Raw genomic sequence first — 21,774 nt, forward strand, 5'->3', positions numbered from 1 at the left:
CCACAGCGAGGTAGAAAGGAATATCGACCATCCCGGAATTCGCTCCGGGGGTCGGAACGAGGGTGCCGGAGCGGCTTAGTGAGTGCCGTCAAATATGGGGACACCGACCGATGTCCGAGGAACGACCGCGCGGCGCTCGACCGGTGAATCGAAGGCTTCGTTGGTTGCTCGTGACCGGCAACCGTCTGACTGTTGCGGGTGCCTTGCTCGGTGGGGTGTTACTCTTTTTTGCCGCGCTATCGTACGTCGGCGTCCTCTCGGGTCGTCCGTCCAGCCCGATGTATTTCCTGTTCAGCGCGCTGCTTGGCGGGAACTTCACGCTCATCACCGTCGTGCTCTCCATCAACCAGCTCGTCCTTTCGCGCGAACTCGGCGCCCCCGGCGAGTTACGCCAGCGTCTCGAAGGGGCGCTCGAATACCGCGAGGACGTCCAGGCGCGTGCCGGATGGTCCGCGGGTCCCGTGAAGCCGGGTAGATTCCTGCATTCCCTGCACGAAACGACCAGAGACCGGACCGAAGAACTCCGCGAGCAGGTGGTGGACACGACGGACGACCGCCTGCGAGAGCACGTCAGGAAACTCGTCGACGAGGTGCTCGACGATGTGAACAGGGTCACTCGGACGCTCGACGCGGACTCGGTGCGAACCTTCAATGTCATCGAGGCGACGCTCGGAACCAATCACGCGACCCAGCTCCGCGACATAGATCGGATAGCGTCCGATTTCGACGACCGGCTTTCCGACGACCAGCGAGACCTGCTCGCGGCGATTCGAACGAACCTCCTCGACATCGACGTCGCACGGAAGTACTTCCGGACCGTCTACATAGAGAAGGAACTCTCCGTTCTCTCCCGAATACTCCTGTACGTCGGTGTCCCCGCGGAGGTCCTGACGGCCGTCGTGCTCGTCGTCTACGGCGGCGTGAAGACGACGCCGCTCACCGCGGGCTGGCTGAACTCGCTCGTTCCGGTCGCACTCGCTGCCGGGTTCGCACCGCTCGCCATCCTGTTTTCGTTCGTGTTGCGACTCGCCTGGATCGCCCAGCGCAACGCGTCGATAGCGCCGTTCACCACGTCGGACGAGGAGCTCCGCTTCTGACCAGCGTCACGCCCTCGACTGGCACGACCTGCCGTGAGCGGAAACGACCGGTGCAGGCGAACGACGCGGCCGTCCGATACCGTCCGGGGCTCCCGACGCCGGAGGAGAACGCCCGTCCGGCCTACTTCGCGACGGGCGTCGCGCGGCCGGGATCTGCGTCCGGCACGCCGCAGAGCGGACGCGGACCCGGTTCAGGCGGTGTCTGTTCCAGCGGTAGGCGGCGACAACTTAAGGAAGAAGAGGCCGCATCGAACGTCGATGTCCTACACCTATCGACCGGAGTACGCGGTCCGCAACCCCGACGAGTGTCCGACCGTCCGTCCGGCCCCAGGCGGCGACTGGGTCGCCGAGGACTCGGCCGGCCGTTCGGCGCGCGGCGGAACGCCCGCCGACGCGATAACCGCGCTCGGCCGCTGACCCAGGTCAGCGGCCGGGCTGGTCGGGAGCGACGTCCAGGCCGTCGGCGACCTCCCGGGCCCGCTTCCGGATGGCGTCGGCGTCGGCGACGACGACCTCGCCGTCCGCCTGGAGCACGTCGCCGCCGACCATCGTGAACCGCACGTCGTCGCCGTGCGCCGAGAAGACGAGGTGCGAGAGCGGGTCGTACAGCGGCGTCGCGCGCGTCTCGTCGGTCGTCAGGCCGACGACGTCCGCCCGCCAGCCCTCGCGGAGTTTGCCGACGCGGTCGAAGCCGGCGGCGCGAGCGCCGTTGACGGTCGCCATCTCGAAGATGGTCCCGGCCGGCGTCGCCTCCGGGTCGAGGTGTTCGACCTTCTGGAGGAGGCTCGCCTGGCGCATCTCGGTCAGGGGGTCGAGCGTGTTGTTACACGGCGGTCCGTCGTTGCCGAGCGCGACGTTGATACCGCGGTCGAGGTAGTCGACCACCGGCGCGACGCCGGACGCGAGCTTCATGTTCGAGGACGGGCAGTAGGTGACGTGCGTGCCGGTCTCTGCGAGCACCTCGCGCTCGCTCTCGTCGGTCCAGATGCAGTGTGCCAGCACCACGTCCTCGCCGGTCAGGCCGACCTCGTCGAGCCAGTGGATGTTGCGTCGGCCGGTCTCGTCCTCGACGGTCGCCACCTCGTCGCGGTTCTCACTTGCGTGGGTGTGGATGCGAACGCCGTCGTGGTCGTCGGCGACGGCGCGCGCGCCCCGCAGACACTCCTCGGTGCAGGAGACGGCGAACCGCGGCGTGACGGCGTACCGTATCCGGCCGTCGTTCGCGCCGTGGTAGCGCTCGATGAGGCGTTCGGTCTCTGCGAGGGCGGCGTCGGCGTCCTCCTGCAGGCCGTCGGGCGCGCTCTTGTCCATCAGGACCTTCCCGAGGCGACCGCGGATGCCCATCTCGTCGGCGGCGTCGAACGCCCGGTCGGCGTGGTGGACCGAGAGGTGGTCGACGCAGGTGGTCGTCCCGCTCTCTATCATCTCCAGGTAGCCGAGTCGCGCCGCGACGGACATCGCCTCGCCGTCGAGGCTCGCCTCCATCGGGAGGACGTGGTCAAAGAGCCAGTCGAGCAGTTCGGTGTCGTCGGCGATGCCGCGCCCGAGGCTCTGGACGGAATGGACGTGGCTGCCGACGAATCCCGGCGCGAGCAGGTCGTACGACCGGACCTCGCGGTCGGGGTAGGCGTCGAGGACGTCCTCGCGCTCGCCGACTGCGGCGATGCGTTCGTCCTCGACCACGATGGCTCCGTCCTCGATGACCGTCGACGCGTCCGCGACGACCGTTCCGGTCAGTAGCATTCCTGTTACTCGCCGTCGTCACCAGTCCGCGTTCGTCCAAGAACGCTTCGGTTTCGCTCCCGCGCCGCGTTCCCGCGACGCTCGTGCGTCGAGCATCTCCCGACTCGCGTCTCAGGCGCTCTCGGCCGTCGCGCGGTAGATGTCGTAGCACCGCTCCAGCACCTCAAGGCTCACGCTCTCCTCGTCGGTGTGGGCCTCGCCGGGTTCGGCCGCGCCGCAGACCACGCAGGTCGTGCCGGCGTCCGAGAGCCACCCCGCGTCGGTCGCGTGGGGTTTTGTCACCAGCTCCGGGTCCGCCGCCTGGGCGTCGCGGGCCGCGTCGAGCACCGTCTCGGCGAACGCGTCGTCGTCACAGCGCATCGGCGGGAGGTCCTGGTCGACGGTCCACTCCACGCCGTCTATCTCCTCGACCGCTTCGAGATCGACGCGCTCGCCGGGCACGGTGCGCTCGTCGACCGTCACCTCGCAGGCGGCCGGAACGACGTTCCACGCGCTGCCGCCCTCGATTCCCGTGACCGCCACGCTGCCGGACAGTTCCTCGCCGAACACCTCCGTCGTCGGGAACTCGCTCTCCCGGACGACGTCGACGGCGTCGCAGGCGCGGTATACCGCGTTCTCGCCGGCCTCGGGTTCGCTGGCGTGGGCGGCCTCCCCGCGCGCAGTGATGGTACTTCCCCGGCGACCCTTGTGCGCGACCGCGACGTCGGTCACGCCCGGCGCGGAGTAGCCCGTCGACCCCTCGCCGACGACGGCGTAGTCCGGGCGGAACCCCGCGTCGATGGCCGCGCGAGCGCCCTCACCGCCGACCTCCTCGCCGACGAAACTGGCGAAGACGAGTTCCGACGCGGCGTCGTCGGCCGGGTCCCGAACCTCGCTGTCCCGGAACGCCAGCATCGCGGCCGCCACCGCACCCTTCATGTCGGCGGTGCCGCGGCCGTAGAGACGGCCGTCGCGCTCGGCGACCGCGTACTCGCCGTCCTCCATCTGGGCGTCGGCCGGCGGGACCACGTCGTGGTGGCCGACGAGCGCCAGCGACTCCCCGGCGTCGGTCCCCCGGCGCGCGACGACGTTGCCGGCGTCGTCGCGGGTCACGTCGGCGTCCGTCTCGACGCGAAGCCACTCCTCGATGCGGTCGCCCGCCGCCGTCTCGTCCTCGTGGCTCGGAATCGAGACGAGGTCGCGGGTGAGTTCGACCAGTTCGTCCATGACCGGGCCGTCGGCCCGGAACAAGTAGTACGCTGTGCCCCGTCGCCTACTCCCTCGCGTCGCCGAACCCCTCGTCGCTCAGGTCGGTCTCCTCCGGCCCTCCGTGGCCGATGTCCCTCTGGAGGGTGTGCGTGCCGTTCCGGGCCTGCTCTATCCTCTCGACGGCGTCCGCACCCGCGTCGTGTCCGAGTTCCGAGAGTCGGTTGCGGAGTTTCCGGAGTTCGGACTCGCGGTCCGGCAGCGTGACGAGGGCCTCCTTCACGTCCGCGAGGACGGCGGCGACGTCCGACCGCGCGGCGTTCCGTGCCTCTTCGAGGTCGTCTTCGACGTCGTCGACGCTGGTCACGTCCGGGCGCACGGTAAACGACCGGAAAACGGCGCTGCCCGGCGTCGGTCGCCCTTGACGGGACGGCCGACGGGCGGCCGTCCGCAGATAACAACGAAAAAACCTCTGGGGACAAACCTGCCACCATGCCCGAGGAGCGATGCGGGTACACGAACGAGGCTAGCACACTGCCCGACGTCGGGGGCGTCTGCTGCTGGCGGCCGGTCTGGGACGAGACCGACCGCTGCGTCTGGCACGCCGACGTTTCCCAGAAGCCCGCGGACGCGCTGACGGCCGCCACCGGCCGTCGCTTCGACGGCGCCGTCTTCCGCGGCGTCTCCCTGAACGACGCCGAGTGGTTCTCGGGGCGGACGTTCGTCGACGCCCGGTTCGTCGACTGCAACCTCCGGAACGCGGATTTCACCGGCGCGGACCTCCGCGGTAGCCGGATTCGCGAGACGGACGCACAGTGGGCGACGTTCTGCGACGCGAACCTCGAAACGGCGGAGTTCGACCGCTCCGACCTCCGGTTCGCGTCGCTGCAGCGGAGTCGACTCCACCACGTCGTCTTCGCGAACGCCCGCGTCAACGAGGAGACGTCGTTCGGCGAGCGGGTTGTCTACGAGGCGGAACTGGCGGCGGTCGACGACGCGGACGACCGCAGCGAGCGGTTGGAGGCGGCGCGCTGGACGTACCGCGAACTCCAGCGCGTCGCCGAGAGGAACGGGTTGACCCGGTCGATGCGTCGGTACTACCTTCGCGAGAAGGAGATGCACCGGCGGTTCCTGTGGGAGTCGAGGGCGTACCTGAAGGCCGTCGCCGAGGAGGGCTGGCGATGGACGACGGCGTACGGCAGTAGCCCGTATCGAGTCATCGCCACCTCCCTGGTGGTCGTCGTCCTCTGTGCGGTGCTGTACCCGCTGACCGGCGGCATCCAGGAGACGGCGAACGGCGTCGCCATCACCTACGAGGTCGATAATCCCGGGACGACTCCCGGAGGCTTTCTGTCGCTCGTCTTCTTCAAGAGCCTGTACTTCAGCACCATCACCTTCGCGACGCTCGGGTACGGCGACATCCAGCCCATCGGGGAGTGGGCGCGGGTCGTGGCCGGGGTGGAGGCGTTGCTCGGTCACATGCTGCTCGCGCTGCTGATGTTCGTGCTCACGCGCACCATCGTCCGGTCGAACTGACGGCCGTGCCAGACCCGGGCGTCGACGGCGCGGTCGGCCGTCGTACCGCGGTTCACTCCTCCGTCGTCCGGGCCAGCAATCCCACGCTGGTCGGGCGGACGCGGTCCCACGCGGCGACGACGACGGCGCCGACCTGGTTGAACACGAGGTCGTAGACGATGTCGTCGAGGCCGTACTGGGCTAGCACCGCGTCGCCGCCGACGAGTTTCGAGAACAGTCCGGTGGCGAACTCCAGCATCTCCCAGAGCACGCCGAACGCCATCACGAACACGAGCACGAACGCGAACCGTAGCCACTCCGGGAGCGTCACCCTGTCGGAGTGGCGCTCGACCGTCCGGAACGTGGCGTACCCCGCGACGGCGACGATAGAGGCCGACAGCGCGTGCGCGAGCGAGTCGTACCACGGCACCGTCCGGTACGGCCCGAGCGCCCCGAAGGCGTGGACGGACACCGCGACGGTCAGCCACAGGACGAGGCCGCTCTCCATCCGAACACCGTAGTCCCGTTCGAGCACCGCGGGCAGGACGGTGACGGCCAGTGCGATGCTGGCGTTGATCGTGATGTTCACGCTACCGCGATAGACTCCGACGCCCGCGATGGCGAGCATCCCGACCTGGAGCAGTCGGACGAGCGCGCGCTCGTACCGGTCGGAGATGACGGTCATTCGCCACCTCCGAGGGCGTCGGGCGCCCGGGCGTCAATCGACGCCCGCCTGCGGAAGTACAGTTCGAAGAGTCCGCCAGCGACGACGCCGGACGCGGTGGCGGCGACGAGGTCCCACATCAGCCCGTCCTGCGACCGGATGTAGTTGGTGCCGAGCCACTGGTCGGCGTGGAACTGGACGACGGCCCACGTGCCGGCGGCGGCCATCGTCGTCATCGCGACCAGCACCACCGCGAACCACGGCGCCAGTTCCGCGGACGTGAACGCCGACAGTTCGACGACGAGCGCCAGCGCCAGCGCCGCGACCCCGAGGTGCGTCGCGGCGTTCGCCAGCGATTCGGGGCCGAACGTCCGGGCGAGCGCCGGCAGCACCGCCAGCGCGATCACCTCCCACGGGAGCGTCACCGACGGGTCGCGGACGACCAGGGACGGCAGGACCAGGACGACCACCGCGACGCCGACGAAGCCGGCCCAGACCGGTTCGTCGCTCAGCGCGCTCTCGACCATCGCGAAGACGGCCGCGGCGACCAGCAGCCACGCCAGCGTCGCGTTCCGTTCCGGGTCGCCCAGGAGCTCGTCGAGTCCCGCCATACACGAGACTCTCGTTCCCGGACGTTCAAGATAACGACCGATTCGTCCGCTCCGGGCGGCGCGGACGAGCGAGACCGGCCGAATCCGGCCGCCGACCGGCGTCGGGAAGCGGCGACGGTCCGGACGCGACGGCCCGGAGAGCACCGGACGGGAACATTTATCAGCGAAGGTGCGCTCAGTTGAAGTATGAGCGTGACTGCGTCGGTAGTACGTCTCTAGCGCAGCAGCGCGAAGCGTCGCGCGTGTTCTCGCCGGACTACACGACAGTGACGGGATTCTCTCCACCACCAGCCAGATATGACTGACGTGCCAGACGACTACGAACCGGAACGAATCGAGCAGAAGTGGCGGACGGAGTGGCAGGAGTCGGGCGTGTACAGCCCCGACCCCGACGCCGACCTCGACTACGTCATCGACACGCCGCCGCCGTACCCCACGGGCAATCTCCACATCGGCCACGGACTCCAGTGGTGCTACATCGACTTCGCGGCCCGATACCACCGCCTGCAGGGCGAGAACGTCCTCTTTCCGCAGGGCTGGGACTGCCACGGCCTGCCGACCGAGGTGAAGGTCGAGGAGAACCACGACATCCACCGCACGGACGTCTCCCGCGAGGAGTTCCGCGACCTCTGTGTCGAACACACCGAGGAGCAGATTGACTCGATGAAGGAGACGATGAACGCGCTCGGGTTCTCCATCGACTGGGACGCCGAGTACCGGACGATGGATCCGGAGTACTGGGCGAAGACCCAGCGCTCGTTCGTCGAGATGGACGACTACGTCTACCGCGACGAACACCCCGTCAACTGGTGTCCGCGGTGCCAGACCGCCATCGCCGACGCCGAGGTCGAGAACGAGGACCGCACGGGGACGCTCTACTACATCACCTTCGAGGGAGTCGAAAACGAAGATCTCGAAATCGCCACCACGCGGCCGGAACTGCTCCCCGCCTGCGTCGCGATAGCCGTCGACCCCGACGACGAGCGCTACGCCGACCGCATCGGCGAGACGTTCGAGGTGCCGCTGTTCGGGCAGGAGGTCGAACTCATCGGCGACGACGACGTCGACGGGGACTTCGGAACCGGCGCGGTGATGATCTGCACCTTCGGCGACAAGCAGGACGTCGACTGGTGGGCCGAACACGACCTCGACCTCCGACCGGTCGTCACCGAGGACGGCCACCTCAACGACCTCGCCGGCGAGTTCGCCGGACTGACAATCGACGTTGCCAAGGAAGCCATCGCCGACGAACTCGACGAGGAGGGCTACCTCAACGACGCCGAAGAGACCGAGCAGTCGGTCGGCGCCTGCTGGCGCTGTGACACGCCCATCGAGATTCTCTCGAAGGAGCAGTGGTTCGTCGAGGTCCACAAGGACGAGATTCTGGAGCAGGCGGAGGAGGTCGAGTGGATTCCCGACCACATGTCCGCCCGCCTCGAAGAGTGGACCGAGGGGATGGACTGGGACTGGGTCATCTCCCGCCAGCGCGTGTTCGCCACGCCCATCCCCGCGTGGGAGTGCGACGAATGCGGCCACTGGCACATCGCCGACGTCGACGAGCTGCCGGTCGACCCGACGGAAGACGACCCCGCCGTCGGCGACTGCCCCGAGTGCGGGGCCGACGCGTGGGTCGGCGAGACGGACGTGATGGACACGTGGATGGACTCCTCGATAACCCCGCTCCACATCTCCGGGTGGCCCGACGACCTCGACCTGGCGGAGTTCGAACCGGTCGCGCTCCGCCCGCAGGGCCACGACATCATCCGGACGTGGGCGTTCTACACGCTCCTCCGCATCGCGGCGCTGACCGACGAGCACCCGTGGGACACCATCCTCGTCAACGGGATGGTGTTCGGTCCGGACGGCAACAAGATGAGCAAGTCCCGGGGCAACGTCGTCGCGCCGACCGAGGCCGTCGAGGAGTACAGCGCCGACGCCTTCCGGCAGTCGCTCGCGCTCGGCGGCCAGCCCGGTAGCGACATCCAGTTCCAGTGGAAGGAGGTCAAGTCCGCCTCGCGGTTCCTGACGAAGGTCTGGAACATCTTCCAGTTCGCCGCGAACCACTTCGACGAGGACACCGCCGACGTGTCTGACCCGGCGTACCGCGACGCCGACCGCTGGATACTCTCGCGGCTCTCACGGACCGCCGACGCGGTGGAAGCGGACATGGAGGAACAGCGGTTCGACACCGCGCTCCGGACCCTCCGGGAGTTCGTCTGGGAGGACCTCGCGGACGACTACCTCGAACTCGTGAAGGGTCGCCTCTACGAGGGTCGCCCCGGCGAGCGCGACGCCGCCCGGCACGCGCTGTACACCTGCGTCTCCAGCGTCGTCCGGATGCTCGCGCCGTTCTCGCCGTTCCTCGCCGAGGAGATACACGACCACCTCCCCGGCACCGGGGAGAGCGTCCACCGCGCGCGCTGGCCCGACGTCGAGATGCACGACGAGGAGGCCGAGGAGGCCGGCGAGGTCATCGCCGAGGTCGCGAGCGAGGTGCGGGCCTGGAAGTCCGACGAGGGGATGGCGCTGAACGCCGACCTCGATCGCATCGAACTGTACGCCGACCTGGAGCGGGCCCCCGACACGTACGACCTGAGCGAGACGGTCAACGCGCCGGTCTACATCGAGGCGGGACGGCCGAACGTCGAACTCGTCCCGGTCGACGTCGACCCGGACCACTCGGCCATCGGGCCGGAGTTCCGCGACAAAGCCGGCGCGGTCGTCGCCGCGCTCGAAGCCGCCGACCCCGCCGAACTGAAGGCCCAGAAGGAGACGCACGGCGAGATAACGCTCGACGCCGACGGCGAGGAGGTCACCGTCGACGGCGACTGGATAGCGGTCGAGGAGGAGTACCGCGCCGAGAGCGGGGAGGAGGTCGTGGTGCTCGAAACCGACCACGCGACCGTCCTCGTGTTCCCCTGAGAGCGTCGCTGGTCGGGTTTCTATCGGGGTGAACCCGTTTCGACGTCGCTACGAGAGCGTGTTCGGGCTGGTCGTGATACGTGTAGACGAAAGGCATACCGCTCGGTACGGGACTACACCGTTTCGGTCAGCGTTGATGGAACTCGCTCGACGGTCGTATTGCAGGTCGAACAGGTGTTTTTGTCCGTATCGATGTAGACCGCCTTGCAGTCCGGACAGTGAAACAGCGACGACCGTGACTCGTCCTGCAGCGTCGTCTCTGTGTCGTTCACCGATTCCTCCTGGTCCTCAGCATCCCGGAACCGCCTACCGACCGACCTCGCCCACCTGACGATGAACTGCACAGTCGTAACCAGAGTCAGTCACTCGCCATCGTCTGGAGGTGTGCCCGTACCTCGTCAGTTCGGTCCGCGAGCGTCACCTGCTGCTGGGTATCGTCGTAATCGATGAGCCCTGCTTCGGCCATCTTCGGAAGGTGATTGTGCTCGAGGGGAATTTCGATGGCGGCCCTATCGTCGGCCGAGTAGTCGGGTACCTGTCGTTGGGACTCCCACGCTGTGAGTTCCGTCGTCAGTTCACCCACCGAAACCGGCATTTCAGCGGTCTGGAGGAGGTAAAGTATAAATCGACGGCGTGGATTGGACAGCACGTCGAAGAGTTCGTCTCGCTGGTCGCCACCCACGTCGAACTCCGACGGGTCCGTTCCCGAGAATCGATTTGCCATACGTAACTGGAGAGCCTCGGGAGGGAAAGGTGTTGTTTGGCAGATGTATTACCCATAACACATTTCGCAGTTTCCGACCCTTCGTTTGCGGTTGCCACAGCGGCGGGTGTACGTCCCCGTATTTCGTTCCGCTGGAGTTCGGATTCCACATCCAGTAAGCGACTAGCAACGAATCTCACTCGTCTCGGTCAGTATCCTGTCCGTCGTACGGGTCTGTGAAGAAGAAGTGATTGAACGGTTGCACCCGGCGCTGGCGCAGAATCTCTGAACTCTCGATAGAGAGGCCAATATCGTGCATAGCGTCGGTGATGCGGACAGTATCGGCAGTGTTCGTTCCGACGGCCTCGACGAAGAGGTTCCGATGACCGGTCAACGTTTCCCGAACGTCCACTACACCACGAATGTCGAGTATCTGTTCGACTATCTCCGCCCGTTCCGTCGGTGGTGCCGAACAGACGAACATGACCTGGAGCGGGAGGTTCGCCTTCTCGTAGTCGATTTTCGGATGGTAGCCTTCGATAACTCCATCGGCTTCGAGTCCTTCGATTCGATTCCGAACAGTGCTGGCGGAGACATCGACCTTGTCGGCAATCTCTTGTGCGGTTCGGTTCCGCGCATCGATCTGGAGTTCGTGCAGGATACCTCGGTCCACGTTGTCCAGTTCGTCCATACCGATTCTCCGGGAGCCACACTGATAGGTTCCCGGCACGACCTACATCCCCCAGTAGCTCCGTTCAACGGCGCCAAACGCGTACTCCGTACTCACCGCTTCGAATCCGACCGTTAGCCGAGGATTTCGACAGGATCTCGGTTCTAATCCCTCGTCGAGGAACGTCGCCGGACGACCGGAACTCAGAGCACCTGGCGCTGGCAGGAACCGCAGAGGTTCTCCTCCTTCACGTCCACCTCGCGGACGGTCGGCGAGAAGTTCATCACGCAGCGGGAGTTGTCGCAGTGTTCGAGCCCCATGGTGTGGCCGATCTCGTGGACGACCTCCTTGCGGACGCGGTCGGAGAACACCTCGCCGGCGGACTTGGTCGTGATGCCACCGTCGGAGGAGGTCTGGAGGCGATAGGTCGAGATGACGCTGCCGGCGCCGTCAAGGTAGGCGAGGCCGAAGACGTAGTTGCGGCGGCGGTAGAACAGGTCGCGGGGCGTGATGGCGATGTTCTTGTCGCCGGTACCGACGCGACCGGCGAGTTCGATGAAGTCCTCCGCGCGGTACTGGTCGCGGTTCGAATCGTGCGAACCGACCGGAATCTCCTGTCGTTCGTGAACTGTCACGTCGCAATCATAGACGGACCGCAGCGCGGCAGAGGCTTCCCGCTTGACCCGTCCCGTCACGTCCCCCACGGGGACGATGTCAATCAGCATGGCAACGTCTATGGCCGGGCACCCCATAAACATCCCGCCGTGAAGCCCGCCACCCGAGACGCTCTCGTCGCACGACTGGCAGAGTTCGGACGGGTCGTCGAGGTCGGAATAGGTAATCGACCTGACGTAGCCGAGGCGCTCGCAGACCGGGTCGCGGTGACCGCGACCGACGTGGTTCCGCGCGAGGTGCCCGAGGGCGTCCGGTTCGTCGTCGACGACGTGACCGACCCCTCGCCGGACGTCTACGAGGCCGCCGACGCGCTGTACGCGCTGAACCTCCCGCCGGAACTGCACCGGCCCGCACTCGCGGTGGCGCGCCGGCACGACGCCGTCCTCGCGTTCACGACGCTCGGGGCCGAACAGCCCGCGGTCCCGGTTCGACGCGAGACGATTCCCGGCGAGACGCTGTTCTGGGCGGGGGAGCGGGGGCCGCGGGACGAGTCGCCAAGGTAGTTTACCCGGGCGCCCGAACCACCGGTCATGATAGAACCGGACCTCTCCGGTCGAGTCGCACTGGTCACCGGCAGCGCCGCGGGCGTCGGTCGCGAACTGCTGCTGTCGCTCGCGGACTGCGGCGCGGACGTGGCGGTCCACTACCGGAACAGCGAGGCGGCCGCCCGCAACGTCGCCGACGCGGCACGTAATCGCGGAACCGCGGCCGCCGTCGTGCAGGGCGACGTGACCGACCCGGACGACGTGGACGCGCTCTTCTCGGCCGTCGAGGCCGACCTGGGGAGCGTCGACGTGCTGGTGAACAACGTCGGCCCGTTCGCGCCCGAGCACTGGGAGGAGATGTCGTTCGAGCGGTGGAACGCCGTCATCCAGGGGAACGTCAACGCCACCTACCTCTGTTCGAAGCGCGCGCTGCCGGCGATGCGCGAGCAGGGGTTCGGCCGCATCGTCAACGTCGGCTACGCCAGCTCCGAGAAGGGGCTGGTCGCACCGAAGAACGCGCCGTACTTCGTCGCCAAGGCGGGCGTGCTGATGTTCACCCGGATGCTCGCCGCCGACACGGACCGGGACGGTATCACGGTCAACGCCGTCTCGCCCTACGTCGTCGAGAACTCCGACGTGTTCCCCGAGGAGCTGCCGCGGGGCCGGCCGGCGACGTTCGACGACGTCTCGCAGGCCGTCCGGTTCTTCCTGGAGGAGGACAGCGACTACCTCAGCGGCGCGAACGTGAAGGTCGACGGCGGGTGGCTCCCGGAGACGGTGTAGGCGTCGCGGCCCGCTCGCACGCGCTCGACGCGTCAGATGCGACAGCAGGCGCCGCTCGTCAGCTCCTCCTCGTCGACGTACGCTGTCAGACAGGCGTAGTTACAGAACCGCCCGACGGGTTGGCGCTCGTCGACGCCCTCCGCGACGAACACGGGGTCGTGGGCCGTCACGTCGCTGCCGCAGTAGGTGCAATCGTTGCTCACGGTCGCGATAGGGGCTCGGACGAAATCAATTCGTCCCCTCGCGCCCCGGCCTTTTTTGAGCCGTGCGCCGTAGGTCCGGGCGTGTCTCAGGGGACGACCGCCGCCCAGCGGTTCTACGGCCGGTGGGCGAGGCTCTACGACCTGCTGGCGTCGGCGACGCCCGGCCTCGCGCGCCTGCGAGACGTCGCGGTCGACCGGCTCGAACTCTCGCCGGGCGACACCGTCGTCGAGATGGGCTGTGGCACGGGCGCGAACTTCCCGCACCTGCGCGAACGCGTCGGGCCCGCCGGCCGGGTGGTCGGCGTCGACTTCACGGCGGGGATGCTCGCGCAGGCCCGCGACCGCGTCGAGCGCGAGGGCTGGCGGAACGTCCACCTCGTGCGGGCGGACGCCGCCGCGTTCGAGCCTCGCGAGCGGGTCGACGCGGTGCTGGCGACGTTCGTCGTCGGGATGCTGGACGACCCCGGCGCGGCCGTGAACCAGTGGGCGGACGCGGTTCGGCCCGGCGGCAACGTCGCCCTGCTCGACGCGGGCCAGAGCGGTCGCCCGTACGCGTGGCCGGTGAATCAGGCGTTCCGCGGTCTCGTGCTGGCCTCGACGCCCGGCGGCCGCTCGGGGTTCGAGGAACCGCCGTGGGCGGTGCTGGACGACCGCGTCGCCGCGGCGCGGCGCGCGCTCTCCGAACGGTCGGTCGCGGTCGCGGACAGCGAACACGTTCTCGGAGTTGTCAGGATAACGGGTGGACGGCTTCCCTGACGGTCGCGGAGCGAGGTCAGGGACGCGGGGCCGCTTTCTGCATCGCGGTCTCGGCGACGTTACCGCCGTAGTCCGCACACCGGGACAGGGAGTCGACGACGAGCCGCAGTAGCTGGGACTGCTGGGCGTCGAGGTCGCGGATGAGGTCGCTGACGTGGCGGTTGTGCTCGTCGATGCCCCGCACGCGCTCGCGGGCGTCGTTCGCCAGTTCGGTCGCCTCGGGGCCGTCGTCCTCGAACAGCGCGTCCATCGCCATGTCGACGACCTCCGTCGAGTCGTCGTGGAGTTCCCAGAGCGCGTCGGCGACCTCCTCGGGAATCTCCTCCAGGTCGAGCGACAACTGGGCTATCTTGGCCGCGTGGTCGGCGATGCGCTCTAGCTGTCGGGCGCTGGAGTGGAAGTCGAAACACGTCTCCCGGGGGACGCCGATGTCGGCGGCGGCGCTGGGGTTCCGGAGTGCGGAGCGGAACACGCGCGCCACCATGAACCAGAGGCGGTCGACGTCGTCGTCGCGCTCGATGACGTCGTTGGCGAGTTCGTCGTCGTTCTCCACCAGGGCGGTCAGGGCGTCCTCCAGCATCGTCAGCGCGACGAGGCGGATGCGGGTGACGGCGTTGTGAATCGACAGCTCCGAGGAGTCGAGCAGGTCCTGGAGCACGACCCGGTCGCCCGTCTCCTCGATGACCTCCAGGCCGACGAGTCCCTGGGTGGCGTCGCGGATGACGCGGCGCTGGTCGGCGTTGATTCTGGGCGTTTCGAGGCTGATGACGTCGAACCCGCTGACGTAGAGCGTGAAGACCGTTCGAGTGAGGTTCGCTCCTTCCAGTCCCGTGATGTCGAACGTGCCCTCGATGGTGTCGTTGGCGGACTCGGGCGACAGCAGCATCGAATCGCCCTCCGGGTGGAACTCGACCTTGCTTCCGGCTTCGATGCCGTTCTCGTTCGCCCAGGATTTCGGAATCGAGACCGTGTACGTGGAACCCCCCGTCACCTGCACTTTCCGCGTTTCCATGGTCGTGAGTGGTGACCCCCCGACAATAAAAGTAACCCTATCTATATACTCGTCGGGCCGAGCGGATTCTTGGGAAAATTTCCGGAATATATGAAGATACTCTCCCGTTTTTACTCGGGAAACTTCCCGCAGGGTAACGCACTCTTGGACGCTTGTTTTCCGGTTCGACAGCTCCGTGCCGTCCGCCCGTCGATGAATTTCGTTTGTCTATGGACATCTATATAGAAATAATAGAAGGGTATTTACTCGTTCTTCGGCAAGCAGGTGGTAATGCGAGAAACCCCTGTCGACCGTCGTACGGTACTGCTCGCGAGCGGTGCGGCGACGGCGTCGCTCGCTGGTTGTATCAGCACTAGTCCGAAACCCGCAGGTGGCGAGGGTGGGGACTCCGGCAGCGATTCCGGAAACACGGAAGGCGGAAGCGGCGACGGCGGAGTATCGTCGCTTAGCGCCGGCGGCTCCTCAACCGTCTATCCCATCGTCAGCAAGGCCGCGTCCGTCTGGAAGGCCAACCGGCCCGCGGGTGACGAGGACTACTGGCAGCCTAGCAAGTACGGCTACGACACCGAGAAGAGCTACGCCGACTACTGGGCGAGCAAGTACGGATTCGAGACCCAGGACAACGGTCCGCCGTTCAACGTCACCGTCGGTCTCAGCCACTCCGGAACGGGGCTGGAGAAGCTGATGAAGGGACAGGTTGACATCGCCAACGCTAGCGCGCCGGTGAAGGACGAACTGTCGGACGCGAGCGAGTCGAAGCTGAAGAAGTTCCAGAACCACGTCGTCGGCGTGGACGCCCAGCCTATCGTCGTCAGCAAGGCGATTTACGAGGCGGGCGTGAAGAAGCTCACCGCCGAGCAGGTGCGGAAGATCTACAAGGGCGAAATCACGAAGTGGTCGCAGATTCCGTCGTACAACGGCCCGGAGAAGGAGATTCAGGCGGTCGGCCGTGCCGTCGGGTCGGGCACCGACACGGCATTCCGGTCGAACATGCTCAGCGGCCCGAACGCCAAGATGCCCGGTGTCGACGTGCGCAAGGGGCAAAACCAGAAGGTCAAGACGCTCGTCGAGCGGTCCAACAACGCCATCGCGTACATGGCGCTGGCGTTCGTCAGCGGCGACGTCAAACCGATCAAGCTGTCCTTCGACGGTAAGGTGTACGAACCCGGCAAGAACCTCGCCGAGAAGAACTACCCCCTGTCGCGTGACCTCCACTGCTACACGTGGAAAGATACGTCGAAGAAGGAGGCCGCCTTCCTCCGGTCGATAATATCTGATTACGGACAGAAGAACTTCGTCGCGGCCGAAGACTACTCCAAACTCACGAAGAAACGCCAGCAGAACCAACTCGACAAGCTCCCCGACCCCGAACAGTAATGGCGGGGAGCACCGCCGGTGTGGAGTCGATTCGCCGGTCCTTCGAGGGGATGGGTCGGACCGGACGAGCCATCTCGGGACTCGGGACGGTCGCCGTAGTCGCTGCACTGCTGGCATTTCTCGTCGCTCCGCGGTTCACAGCGTTCCCGCTGGTCGCGTTCGGCGTCGTCGTCGTCTACGGCTGGGCGGCCGACCAGGCGGCGACGGCGAAGTTCCTGACGTTCCTGATGACCGTCTCGACGATACTCATCCTCGGCCTCATCACGCTGTATCTCGTCGCGAAGTCGATTCCCGCGTTCAAGCTGATGGGACCGGACATCCTGTTTCGGACCGAGGAGCCGATGTGGTCGGCCAGTTCGGAGAACCCCGTCTACTCGCTCGTCCCAGCCGTCTGGGGGACGCTGATGACGACGTTCATTGCCACGCTCATCGCCGCGCCGCTCGGCGTCGCCGGCGCGCTGTTCATCAGTGAACTGGCGCCGGGGTGGGCCCGTGAGATACTGAAGCCGAGCGTGGAGACGCTCGCCGGAATACCGTCCGTCGTGTACGGACTCATCGGCTACACGCTCCTCAACGATTACCTGATGAACGAACTTGCGCTCCCAACGTATGGGAGCCTCTTCGCCGTCGGCAGTGTCATCGGACTGATGGCGCTCCCGACGGTCGTCTCCGTCGCCGAGGACGCCATCTCCAGCGTGCCGTCGCCGATGAAGAGCGGGTCGCTGGCGCTCGGCGCGACGGACTGGCAAACGGTCAAGAGCGTCACGCTCCCTGCGTCGATGTCCGGCATCTCGGCCGCAGTCTTGCTCGGCATCGGCCGCGCCATCGGCGAGACGATGGCCGCGACCATCATCATCGGGCACGCAATGGAGCTTCCGGACCCGATATACGACGTGTTCGGCAACACGGAGACGCTCACCGGTCTCATCGCGAGCCAGTACGGGAACGCGAGCAGCATGCAGATGTCGGCACTGTTCGCGGCCGGGGTCGTGCTGTTCGTCACCGTGCTCGTTCTGAGCGTCGTCTCGCAGGTCATCGAGCGGCGGATGGAACAGAAGCTGGGAGGTAACGAATGAGCTACGGAACCGACGCCGTTGCAGCAGAGGAGTCGTCCACGAACGAGGCCATCAGCGCGACGGTCGCCGGCGTTAGCATCCTCACCGTGATGCTCGGGCTGACGACGCTGTTCCGCTGGACGAACCCGACGGGCAAACTGGCCGGCGTCGCCCTGTTCGACCTGTTCGGCCTCGTCTTCGCCATGGTCGGCGTCGGCGTCGGCGTGCTCGGCGTCGCGTCCTACGCGGGGCTGTTCGACACGTCGCCCGACCGCTCGGCCGGCCTCGTCACCGGCGGCCTGTTCGGCCTCGTCGGGACCGCGGCGGCCGGCCTCTTCGCATCGCAGACCCTGGGATTCGGCCTTCTCGGCTGGCTCGCGGTCGCGCTGGTCGGCGGTGCCGCGACGGCGGTGGCGACGGTGCTACCGCGCGAGGATCTCGGGTCGACGGTTCCGGCGGCCGCGCTCGCGCTGCTCGTCGGTGTCGTCGTGCTCGGCGACGTAATCACGCCCTCGTGGCGGTGGTCGCCCGAGGGGTTCGCCGTCGGCATCGGCGGTGACATCGCCATTCCCGTTCTCGCCGTGTTCGTCGGTCTCGTCACCGCGTGGTCGGCGGCAAAGGCCTACGACGGGTTTGGCACCCAGGGACGCCAGACGGGTGCGTACATGCTCGTCAGCCTCAACGCCCTCGGGATGCTCGGCGTCCTCCTGCTCGTCATCTCGTTCGTCTTCGACAAGGGCTGGGCACCGGCGACCCGCGGTATCGAGTTCGGACTGTTCACGGCACCCGTCTTCTGGATCGACCTGCCCTTCTTCGACCAGTACGTCGTCATCGAAGCGCCCGGCATCCGGTTCCACTGGCCGTTCACGATGACGGGCTACACGCTCTCGCCCGACGAGGTCAACGGCATCTTCGCGGCTGTCGTGGGGACGTTCTGGGTCGTCGCAGGCGCCGTGGCGTTCGCGGTGCCGCTCGGCGTCGGCGCGGCCGTCTTCCTCACCGAGTACGCTGAACAGGGCGGATTCACGCGCGTCGTCGAGATAGCGACGAACGGCCTCTGGAGCACGCCGAGCATCGTCTACGGCCTGTTCGGCTACGCGTTTCTCGTCCCCCGGCTCGGCAACTCCACGTCGCTCGTCGCCGGCATACTCGTGCTCGGATTCATGCTGCTGCCGCTCGTGCTCATCACGAGTCGGGAGGCCATCAAGACGGTCCCCGACGAGTACCGCGACGCGAGCGCGGCGCTCGGCGTCTCGCAGTGGGAGACCATCCGGAGCGTCGTGCTCCCGGCAGCGATGCCCGGCGTCATCACCGGCGTCATCCTCGGTGTCGGCCGCATCGCCGGCGAGACGGCACCGCTCATCCTCGTGATGGCCGGCGGACTGCGCGCGCCGGCTCCGAACGTCCTCGGCTCGTTCGAGTTCTCGCTCGCGCCGCCGTTCGTGACGAACGAAGCGCTGATGCAGAGCGCGCTCGCCCTCCCCTACAAGGTGTACGCGCTCATTAACACGGAGAGCCTGACGCAGGCGTGGGGCGCGGCGTTCGTGCTCCTGCTCGTCGTGCTAACGTTCTATGTCGTCGGCGTGACGACCCGTATCTACTTCAGGAGGAAACTACGACAATGAGTGAAACCCAGACTCAGATGAGAGACGAACAGCCCGAGCAGACGACGACCAGCGGCGAGAGCGAGGAGGAGATGCAGGAGTCGTGGACGGACTACGAGTTCCGGGGCGACCCCAAGATAGCGGTCGAGGACCTGGACGTCCACTACGGCGACGACCACGCGCTGAAGGGCGTCTCGATGGACATCCCCGAGGAGAGCGTCACCGCGCTCATCGGGCCGTCGGGCTGCGGGAAGTCGACGTATCTGCGGTGTCTCAACCGGATGAACGACCGCATCGACGCGGCGGAGGTCGACGGCTCGGTGACCCTCGACGGCGAGGAGATCTATCAGGACGGCGTCAACCTCGTCGAGTTGCGCAAACGGGTGGGGATGGTGTTCCAGTCGCCAAATCCGTTCCCGAAATCCATCCGGGACAACATCACGTACGGTCCGCGCAAGCACGGCGACATCGACACCGGCCTGCTCGCGCGCCTGCTCGGCAACGCCAACGACGACGAAGCCGACGCGCTCGTCGAACGGTCGCTTCGCAACGCCGCGCTCTGGGAGGAGGTGGAAGACCGGCTGGACGACAACGCGCTGGGGTTGTCTGGCGGTCAGCAACAGCGGCTCTGCATCGCGCGGTGTCTGGCGGTCGACCCCGAGGTCATCCTGATGGACGAGCCCGCCAGCGCGCTCGACCCTATCGCCACCGCCAAAATCGAAGAACTCATCGAAGAACTCGCCGACGAGTACACCGTCGTCGTCGTCACCCACAACATGCAGCAGGCCGCCCGCATCAGCGACCAGACCGCCGTCTTCCTCACCGGCGGCGAACTCGTCGAGTACGGCGACACCGACCAGATCTTCGAGAACCCCAACAGCCAGCGCGTCGAGGACTACATCACCGGCAAGTTCGGGTGACGCACACCCCGTTCGCGCGTCGTCAGTCGCCGTCCGGCACCGGTTCGTACTTCGGACCGACGGGGAGTTCCAGGACGCGCGAACGCACGCCGAGCGTCAACTCCTTCCAGGCACCCATCTCGCCGTCGAGGCTGAACTGGACCGGTTCGTCGTCCTCCGCGGCGATGTCGAGCCGGGGCGCTTTCAGGCTGGTGACGTGCTCGGTCTCGCTGCCGAACAGCCGGTGGGCGGTGGTCTCGCTGAGAAGGTTTTTGGCCGGCATCTTCTCGATGATGGTCACCTCGAGTTGGCCGTCCTCCATGTTCGCCTGGGTGCGACCCTCCGCCGGGAAGCGCCGGCCGTTCCCGACGAGCACGAACAGGGCGTGACCGGACCACGACTCCGCCGCGTTCGTGCCCGCCTCGACGCGGAGTTTCAGTCCCTCGAAGTCGGACATCAGCCGGAGCGTCTCGACGACGTAGGCGAGCACGCCGAGACGCTCCTTCTGCTCGGAGTCGGTCTCGCCGCTGGCGGCCGCGGTCAGGCCGCCGACGCAGGAGTTGACGAACGTCCGTCCGTCGGCGGTACCGACGTCGATACGGCGGCGTTCGCCGTCTTCGAGCATCTCGAAGGCGTGTTCGATGCCCGTGATACCGACGTTGCCGGCGAAGTTGTTCCCGGTTCCGGTGGGGACGACGCCGAAGGTCACCGAGTCGAACGCGTCCGCGAGGTTGAGACCGTGAACGACCTCGTTCACCGTTCCGTCACCGCCTGCCGCCACGACCATCGAGGCCCCGCCCTCGGCCGCCCGGCGCGAGAAGTCGACGGCCTCCCCCTCGCGCTCGGTTTCGAGGACGGTGAAACCGTGTTCGGCGGCGAGTTCGCGGACCTGGTCACCGTGGCCGCTGTCGCCGCTGACGGGGTTGAACACGAGCGCGCGCTCGTCTTCGATCGTCCCGTCGACCGTGGAGAAATCGCCCGAGGTGTCGGCCTCGTCCATCTCTTCTACCTGTTCCGGCGGAAAAGGCAAAGTCCTGTCGGCCTCGTAATCCAATCGTGTTCAATATCGATTTACACGTCCACTCCCGGTTCTTCCACGGCCACGAGACGGCTGCTCAACTGTTCGATCCCCTCGGTTTCCGCATGGTCGCGCGCATGGCCGACTACCGCGATCTCGACGCCATCGCGGTGACGAACCACGACTACCATCGCCTGTTCCGTGGCGGCGCGGTACCCGCCGTTCCCGGCATCGAGATATCGACGACGAAGGGCCACGTCCTGGTGGTCGGACCGGATCCGCCGACCCGACTCGAACCGGGGACGCTGACGCCGACCGAGACGGTCGAACTCGCCCACGACCGCGACTGCGCCGCCATCATCGCCCACCCGTATCGCAACAGCACGGTCCGGGACGTCGACGCGGAGTTCGACGCCATCGAGGTGAACGGCAAGCATCCCCGGACCGAGGAGTGGGTCCGCGCGCTCGCCGACCGCCACGACCTCCCGCTGGTCGGCGGCAGCGATACGCACTACCCCGTAGAGGTCGGTCGCGCCTACACGCGCGTCGACGCGGACGAACTCACGCCCGAGAGCGTCGTCGACGCCATCCGTGACGGCCGGGTCGACGCGCGGGTCAGGTACGAGACCGCCGACCAGCTCGTCCGGCGAGCGTACCGGCGCATCCACAGGGGGAAGGAGAACCTCCACCGACCGGACGAGGAGTCGCCCGGCGTCGGCGAACCGCCGACGGCGGAGGGCGAGTAGGTCGACGAGGGTCTGGCGCGCGCCGACTCACCGGTCCAGGACCTTGCCCAC

The 21,774-nt window shown here is 67.0% G+C and carries 24 protein-coding genes; 12 read left to right on the forward strand and 12 right to left on the reverse strand.

Annotation, left to right across the window (positions count from 1 at the left end):
* Nucleotides 1-110: 110 nt before the first annotated feature.
* Both ACRYA2_RS06800 and ACRYA2_RS06805 read left to right on the forward strand, forming a co-directional pair.
* A complete protein-coding gene (locus ACRYA2_RS06800; protein ID WP_472850124.1) occupies nucleotides 111-1,097 on the forward strand; it encodes a DUF7972 family membrane protein in 987 nt (328 codons plus the stop codon).
* A 258-nt stretch (nucleotides 1,098-1,355) separates the two neighbouring features.
* Nucleotides 1,356-1,514, forward strand: a complete 159-nt coding sequence (locus tag ACRYA2_RS06805) for a hypothetical protein (protein ID WP_433625658.1) — start codon at nucleotides 1,356-1,358, stop codon at nucleotides 1,512-1,514.
* Nucleotides 1,515-1,520: 6 nt separating this feature from the next.
* On the opposite strand, the gene ACRYA2_RS06810 is transcribed toward ACRYA2_RS06805, so the two are convergent.
* The 3 genes from ACRYA2_RS06810 to ACRYA2_RS06820 form a co-directional block, all read right to left on the reverse strand.
* A complete protein-coding gene (locus tag ACRYA2_RS06810) occupies nucleotides 1,521-2,840 on the reverse strand; it encodes a 5'-deoxyadenosine deaminase (protein WP_433625660.1) in 1,320 nt (439 codons plus the stop codon).
* Nucleotides 2,841-2,951: 111 nt separating this feature from the next.
* Nucleotides 2,952-4,046 carry a M20 family metallopeptidase gene (locus ACRYA2_RS06815; RefSeq protein WP_433625663.1) on the reverse strand — a complete coding sequence of 365 codons (1,095 nt, stop codon included), beginning with the start codon at nucleotides 4,044-4,046 and terminating at the stop codon, nucleotides 2,952-2,954.
* A 46-nt stretch (nucleotides 4,047-4,092) separates the two neighbouring features.
* Nucleotides 4,093-4,392, reverse strand: coding sequence for a DUF7553 family protein (locus ACRYA2_RS06820; RefSeq protein ID WP_433625666.1), 300 nt, complete (start codon nucleotides 4,390-4,392; stop codon nucleotides 4,093-4,095).
* A 125-nt stretch (nucleotides 4,393-4,517) separates the two neighbouring features.
* Between ACRYA2_RS06820 and ACRYA2_RS06825 the strand changes: the two genes are divergently transcribed.
* The gene (locus ACRYA2_RS06825) at nucleotides 4,518-5,561 is read left to right on the forward strand and encodes a pentapeptide repeat-containing protein (protein WP_433625668.1); all 1,044 of its coding nucleotides are present in this window, start codon (nucleotides 4,518-4,520) and stop codon (nucleotides 5,559-5,561) included.
* A 52-nt stretch (nucleotides 5,562-5,613) separates the two neighbouring features.
* On the opposite strand, the gene ACRYA2_RS06830 is transcribed toward ACRYA2_RS06825, so the two are convergent.
* Nucleotides 5,614-6,225 (reverse strand): DUF2238 domain-containing protein, encoded by a 612-nt coding sequence (locus ACRYA2_RS06830; RefSeq protein WP_433625670.1) that lies wholly within the window; start codon nucleotides 6,223-6,225, stop codon nucleotides 5,614-5,616.
* A complete protein-coding gene (locus ACRYA2_RS06835) occupies nucleotides 6,222-6,815 on the reverse strand; it encodes a DUF2238 domain-containing protein (protein WP_433625672.1) in 594 nt (197 codons plus the stop codon). Before ACRYA2_RS06835 ends, ACRYA2_RS06830 begins: the two co-directional genes overlap by 4 nt.
* Before the next feature lie 297 nt (nucleotides 6,816-7,112).
* Here ACRYA2_RS06835 and ACRYA2_RS06840 point away from each other — a divergent pair, with 297 nt between their 5' ends.
* The gene (locus ACRYA2_RS06840; RefSeq protein WP_433625675.1) at nucleotides 7,113-9,737 is read left to right on the forward strand and encodes a valine--tRNA ligase; all 2,625 of its coding nucleotides are present in this window, start codon (nucleotides 7,113-7,115) and stop codon (nucleotides 9,735-9,737) included.
* 113 nt (nucleotides 9,738-9,850) lie between these two features.
* Here ACRYA2_RS06840 and ACRYA2_RS06845 read toward each other — a convergent pair whose 3' ends face one another.
* The 4 genes from ACRYA2_RS06845 to ACRYA2_RS06860 all read right to left on the reverse strand — a co-directional run bounded on the left by ACRYA2_RS06845 (nucleotide 9,851) and on the right by ACRYA2_RS06860 (nucleotide 11,835).
* Nucleotides 9,851-10,009: a hypothetical protein gene (locus ACRYA2_RS06845; RefSeq protein WP_433625676.1), complete on the reverse strand. Its 159-nt coding sequence runs from the start codon at nucleotides 10,007-10,009 to the stop codon at nucleotides 9,851-9,853.
* A gap of 86 nt (nucleotides 10,010-10,095) precedes the next feature.
* Nucleotides 10,096-10,461, reverse strand: coding sequence for a DUF7344 domain-containing protein (locus tag ACRYA2_RS06850; RefSeq protein ID WP_433625679.1), 366 nt, complete (start codon nucleotides 10,459-10,461; stop codon nucleotides 10,096-10,098).
* Nucleotides 10,462-10,636: 175 nt separating this feature from the next.
* Nucleotides 10,637-11,131, reverse strand: a complete 495-nt coding sequence (locus tag ACRYA2_RS06855; protein WP_433625682.1) for an Lrp/AsnC family transcriptional regulator — start codon at nucleotides 11,129-11,131, stop codon at nucleotides 10,637-10,639.
* A 182-nt stretch (nucleotides 11,132-11,313) separates the two neighbouring features.
* Nucleotides 11,314-11,835, reverse strand: coding sequence for an archaemetzincin family Zn-dependent metalloprotease (locus tag ACRYA2_RS06860; protein ID WP_433625684.1), 522 nt, complete (start codon nucleotides 11,833-11,835; stop codon nucleotides 11,314-11,316).
* A gap of 39 nt (nucleotides 11,836-11,874) precedes the next feature.
* Between ACRYA2_RS06860 and ACRYA2_RS06865 the strand changes: the two genes are divergently transcribed.
* Entirely contained in the window at nucleotides 11,875-12,288 is a 414-nt protein-coding gene (locus tag ACRYA2_RS06865; protein ID WP_433625686.1) for a UPF0146 family protein, read from the forward strand.
* 27 nt (nucleotides 12,289-12,315) lie between these two features.
* Complete coding sequence (locus ACRYA2_RS06870; RefSeq protein ID WP_433625688.1) at nucleotides 12,316-13,053, forward strand: SDR family NAD(P)-dependent oxidoreductase; 738 nt, start codon at nucleotides 12,316-12,318, stop codon at nucleotides 13,051-13,053.
* 32 nt (nucleotides 13,054-13,085) lie between these two features.
* Here ACRYA2_RS06870 and ACRYA2_RS06875 read toward each other — a convergent pair whose 3' ends face one another.
* A complete protein-coding gene (locus ACRYA2_RS06875) occupies nucleotides 13,086-13,256 on the reverse strand; it encodes a hypothetical protein (RefSeq protein WP_433625691.1) in 171 nt (56 codons plus the stop codon).
* A gap of 81 nt (nucleotides 13,257-13,337) precedes the next feature.
* On the opposite strand from ACRYA2_RS06875, the gene ACRYA2_RS06880 reads away from it, so the two are divergent.
* Nucleotides 13,338-14,012, forward strand: coding sequence for a class I SAM-dependent methyltransferase (locus ACRYA2_RS06880; protein ID WP_433625694.1), 675 nt, complete (start codon nucleotides 13,338-13,340; stop codon nucleotides 14,010-14,012).
* Between the two features lie 16 nt (nucleotides 14,013-14,028).
* On the opposite strand, the gene ACRYA2_RS06885 is transcribed toward ACRYA2_RS06880, so the two are convergent.
* Nucleotides 14,029-15,024 (reverse strand): PhoU domain-containing protein, encoded by a 996-nt coding sequence (locus ACRYA2_RS06885; protein ID WP_433625697.1) that lies wholly within the window; start codon nucleotides 15,022-15,024, stop codon nucleotides 14,029-14,031.
* Nucleotides 15,025-15,294: 270 nt separating this feature from the next.
* Here ACRYA2_RS06885 and ACRYA2_RS06890 point away from each other — a divergent pair, with 270 nt between their 5' ends.
* Genes ACRYA2_RS06890 through pstB form a run of 4 tightly spaced genes read left to right on the forward strand, consistent with a single transcriptional unit; the run spans nucleotide 15,295 to nucleotide 19,980 of the window.
* Nucleotides 15,295-16,401: a PstS family phosphate ABC transporter substrate-binding protein gene (locus ACRYA2_RS06890; protein WP_433625699.1), complete on the forward strand. Its 1,107-nt coding sequence runs from the start codon at nucleotides 15,295-15,297 to the stop codon at nucleotides 16,399-16,401.
* Nucleotides 16,401-17,477 (forward strand): phosphate ABC transporter permease subunit PstC, encoded by a 1,077-nt coding sequence (gene pstC, locus ACRYA2_RS06895; RefSeq protein ID WP_433625702.1) that lies wholly within the window; start codon nucleotides 16,401-16,403, stop codon nucleotides 17,475-17,477. The genes ACRYA2_RS06890 and pstC overlap by 1 nt, the downstream gene beginning before the upstream one ends.
* Nucleotides 17,474-19,081: a phosphate ABC transporter permease PstA gene (gene pstA, locus ACRYA2_RS06900; RefSeq protein ID WP_433625705.1), complete on the forward strand. Its 1,608-nt coding sequence runs from the start codon at nucleotides 17,474-17,476 to the stop codon at nucleotides 19,079-19,081. The genes pstC and pstA overlap by 4 nt, the downstream gene beginning before the upstream one ends.
* Nucleotides 19,078-19,980, forward strand: a complete 903-nt coding sequence (gene pstB / locus ACRYA2_RS06905; RefSeq protein ID WP_433625708.1) for a phosphate ABC transporter ATP-binding protein PstB — start codon at nucleotides 19,078-19,080, stop codon at nucleotides 19,978-19,980. The genes pstA and pstB overlap by 4 nt, the downstream gene beginning before the upstream one ends.
* A 22-nt stretch (nucleotides 19,981-20,002) precedes the next feature.
* Here the strand turns inward: pstB and ACRYA2_RS06910 are convergent, their stop codons facing one another.
* Nucleotides 20,003-20,959, reverse strand: a complete 957-nt coding sequence (locus ACRYA2_RS06910; protein WP_433625710.1) for a diacylglycerol/lipid kinase family protein — start codon at nucleotides 20,957-20,959, stop codon at nucleotides 20,003-20,005.
* Between the two features lie 56 nt (nucleotides 20,960-21,015).
* Here ACRYA2_RS06910 and ACRYA2_RS06915 point away from each other — a divergent pair, with 56 nt between their 5' ends.
* A complete protein-coding gene (locus ACRYA2_RS06915) occupies nucleotides 21,016-21,723 on the forward strand; it encodes a CehA/McbA family metallohydrolase (protein WP_433625713.1) in 708 nt (235 codons plus the stop codon).
* Nucleotides 21,724-21,774: the final 51 nt, after the last annotated feature.

The organism is Halomicrococcus pelagicus (assembly GCF_050954125.1).

What these genes read in the sequence shown, in the direction of transcription:
- ACRYA2_RS06855 (WP_433625682.1), bottom strand. Translation starts at nt 11,131, where the DNA reads ATGGACGAACTGGACAACGTGGACCGAGGTATCCTGCACGAACTCCAG.
- ACRYA2_RS06805 (WP_433625658.1), top strand. Translation starts at nt 1,356, where the DNA reads ATGTCCTACACCTATCGACCGGAGTACGCGGTCCGCAACCCCGACGAG.
- ACRYA2_RS06860 (WP_433625684.1), bottom strand. Translation starts at nt 11,835, where the DNA reads ATGCTGATTGACATCGTCCCCGTGGGGGACGTGACGGGACGGGTCAAG.
- ACRYA2_RS06910 (WP_433625710.1), bottom strand. Translation starts at nt 20,959, where the DNA reads ATGGACGAGGCCGACACCTCGGGCGATTTCTCCACGGTCGACGGGACG.
- pstA (WP_433625705.1), top strand. Translation starts at nt 17,474, where the DNA reads ATGAGCTACGGAACCGACGCCGTTGCAGCAGAGGAGTCGTCCACGAAC.
- ACRYA2_RS06885 (WP_433625697.1), bottom strand. Translation starts at nt 15,024, where the DNA reads ATGGAAACGCGGAAAGTGCAGGTGACGGGGGGTTCCACGTACACGGTC.
- ACRYA2_RS06835 (WP_433625672.1), bottom strand. Translation starts at nt 6,815, where the DNA reads ATGGCGGGACTCGACGAGCTCCTGGGCGACCCGGAACGGAACGCGACG.
- ACRYA2_RS06830 (WP_433625670.1), bottom strand. Translation starts at nt 6,225, where the DNA reads ATGACCGTCATCTCCGACCGGTACGAGCGCGCGCTCGTCCGACTGCTC.
- ACRYA2_RS06800 (WP_472850124.1), top strand. Translation starts at nt 111, where the DNA reads ATGTCCGAGGAACGACCGCGCGGCGCTCGACCGGTGAATCGAAGGCTT.
- ACRYA2_RS06890 (WP_433625699.1), top strand. Translation starts at nt 15,295, where the DNA reads ATGCGAGAAACCCCTGTCGACCGTCGTACGGTACTGCTCGCGAGCGGT.
- ACRYA2_RS06815 (WP_433625663.1), bottom strand. Translation starts at nt 4,046, where the DNA reads ATGGACGAACTGGTCGAACTCACCCGCGACCTCGTCTCGATTCCGAGC.
- ACRYA2_RS06810 (WP_433625660.1), bottom strand. Translation starts at nt 2,840, where the DNA reads ATGCTACTGACCGGAACGGTCGTCGCGGACGCGTCGACGGTCATCGAG.
- ACRYA2_RS06840 (WP_433625675.1), top strand. Translation starts at nt 7,113, where the DNA reads ATGACTGACGTGCCAGACGACTACGAACCGGAACGAATCGAGCAGAAG.
- ACRYA2_RS06870 (WP_433625688.1), top strand. Translation starts at nt 12,316, where the DNA reads ATGATAGAACCGGACCTCTCCGGTCGAGTCGCACTGGTCACCGGCAGC.
- pstB (WP_433625708.1), top strand. Translation starts at nt 19,078, where the DNA reads ATGAGTGAAACCCAGACTCAGATGAGAGACGAACAGCCCGAGCAGACG.
- pstC (WP_433625702.1), top strand. Translation starts at nt 16,401, where the DNA reads ATGGCGGGGAGCACCGCCGGTGTGGAGTCGATTCGCCGGTCCTTCGAG.
- ACRYA2_RS06825 (WP_433625668.1), top strand. Translation starts at nt 4,518, where the DNA reads ATGCCCGAGGAGCGATGCGGGTACACGAACGAGGCTAGCACACTGCCC.
- ACRYA2_RS06850 (WP_433625679.1), bottom strand. Translation starts at nt 10,461, where the DNA reads ATGGCAAATCGATTCTCGGGAACGGACCCGTCGGAGTTCGACGTGGGT.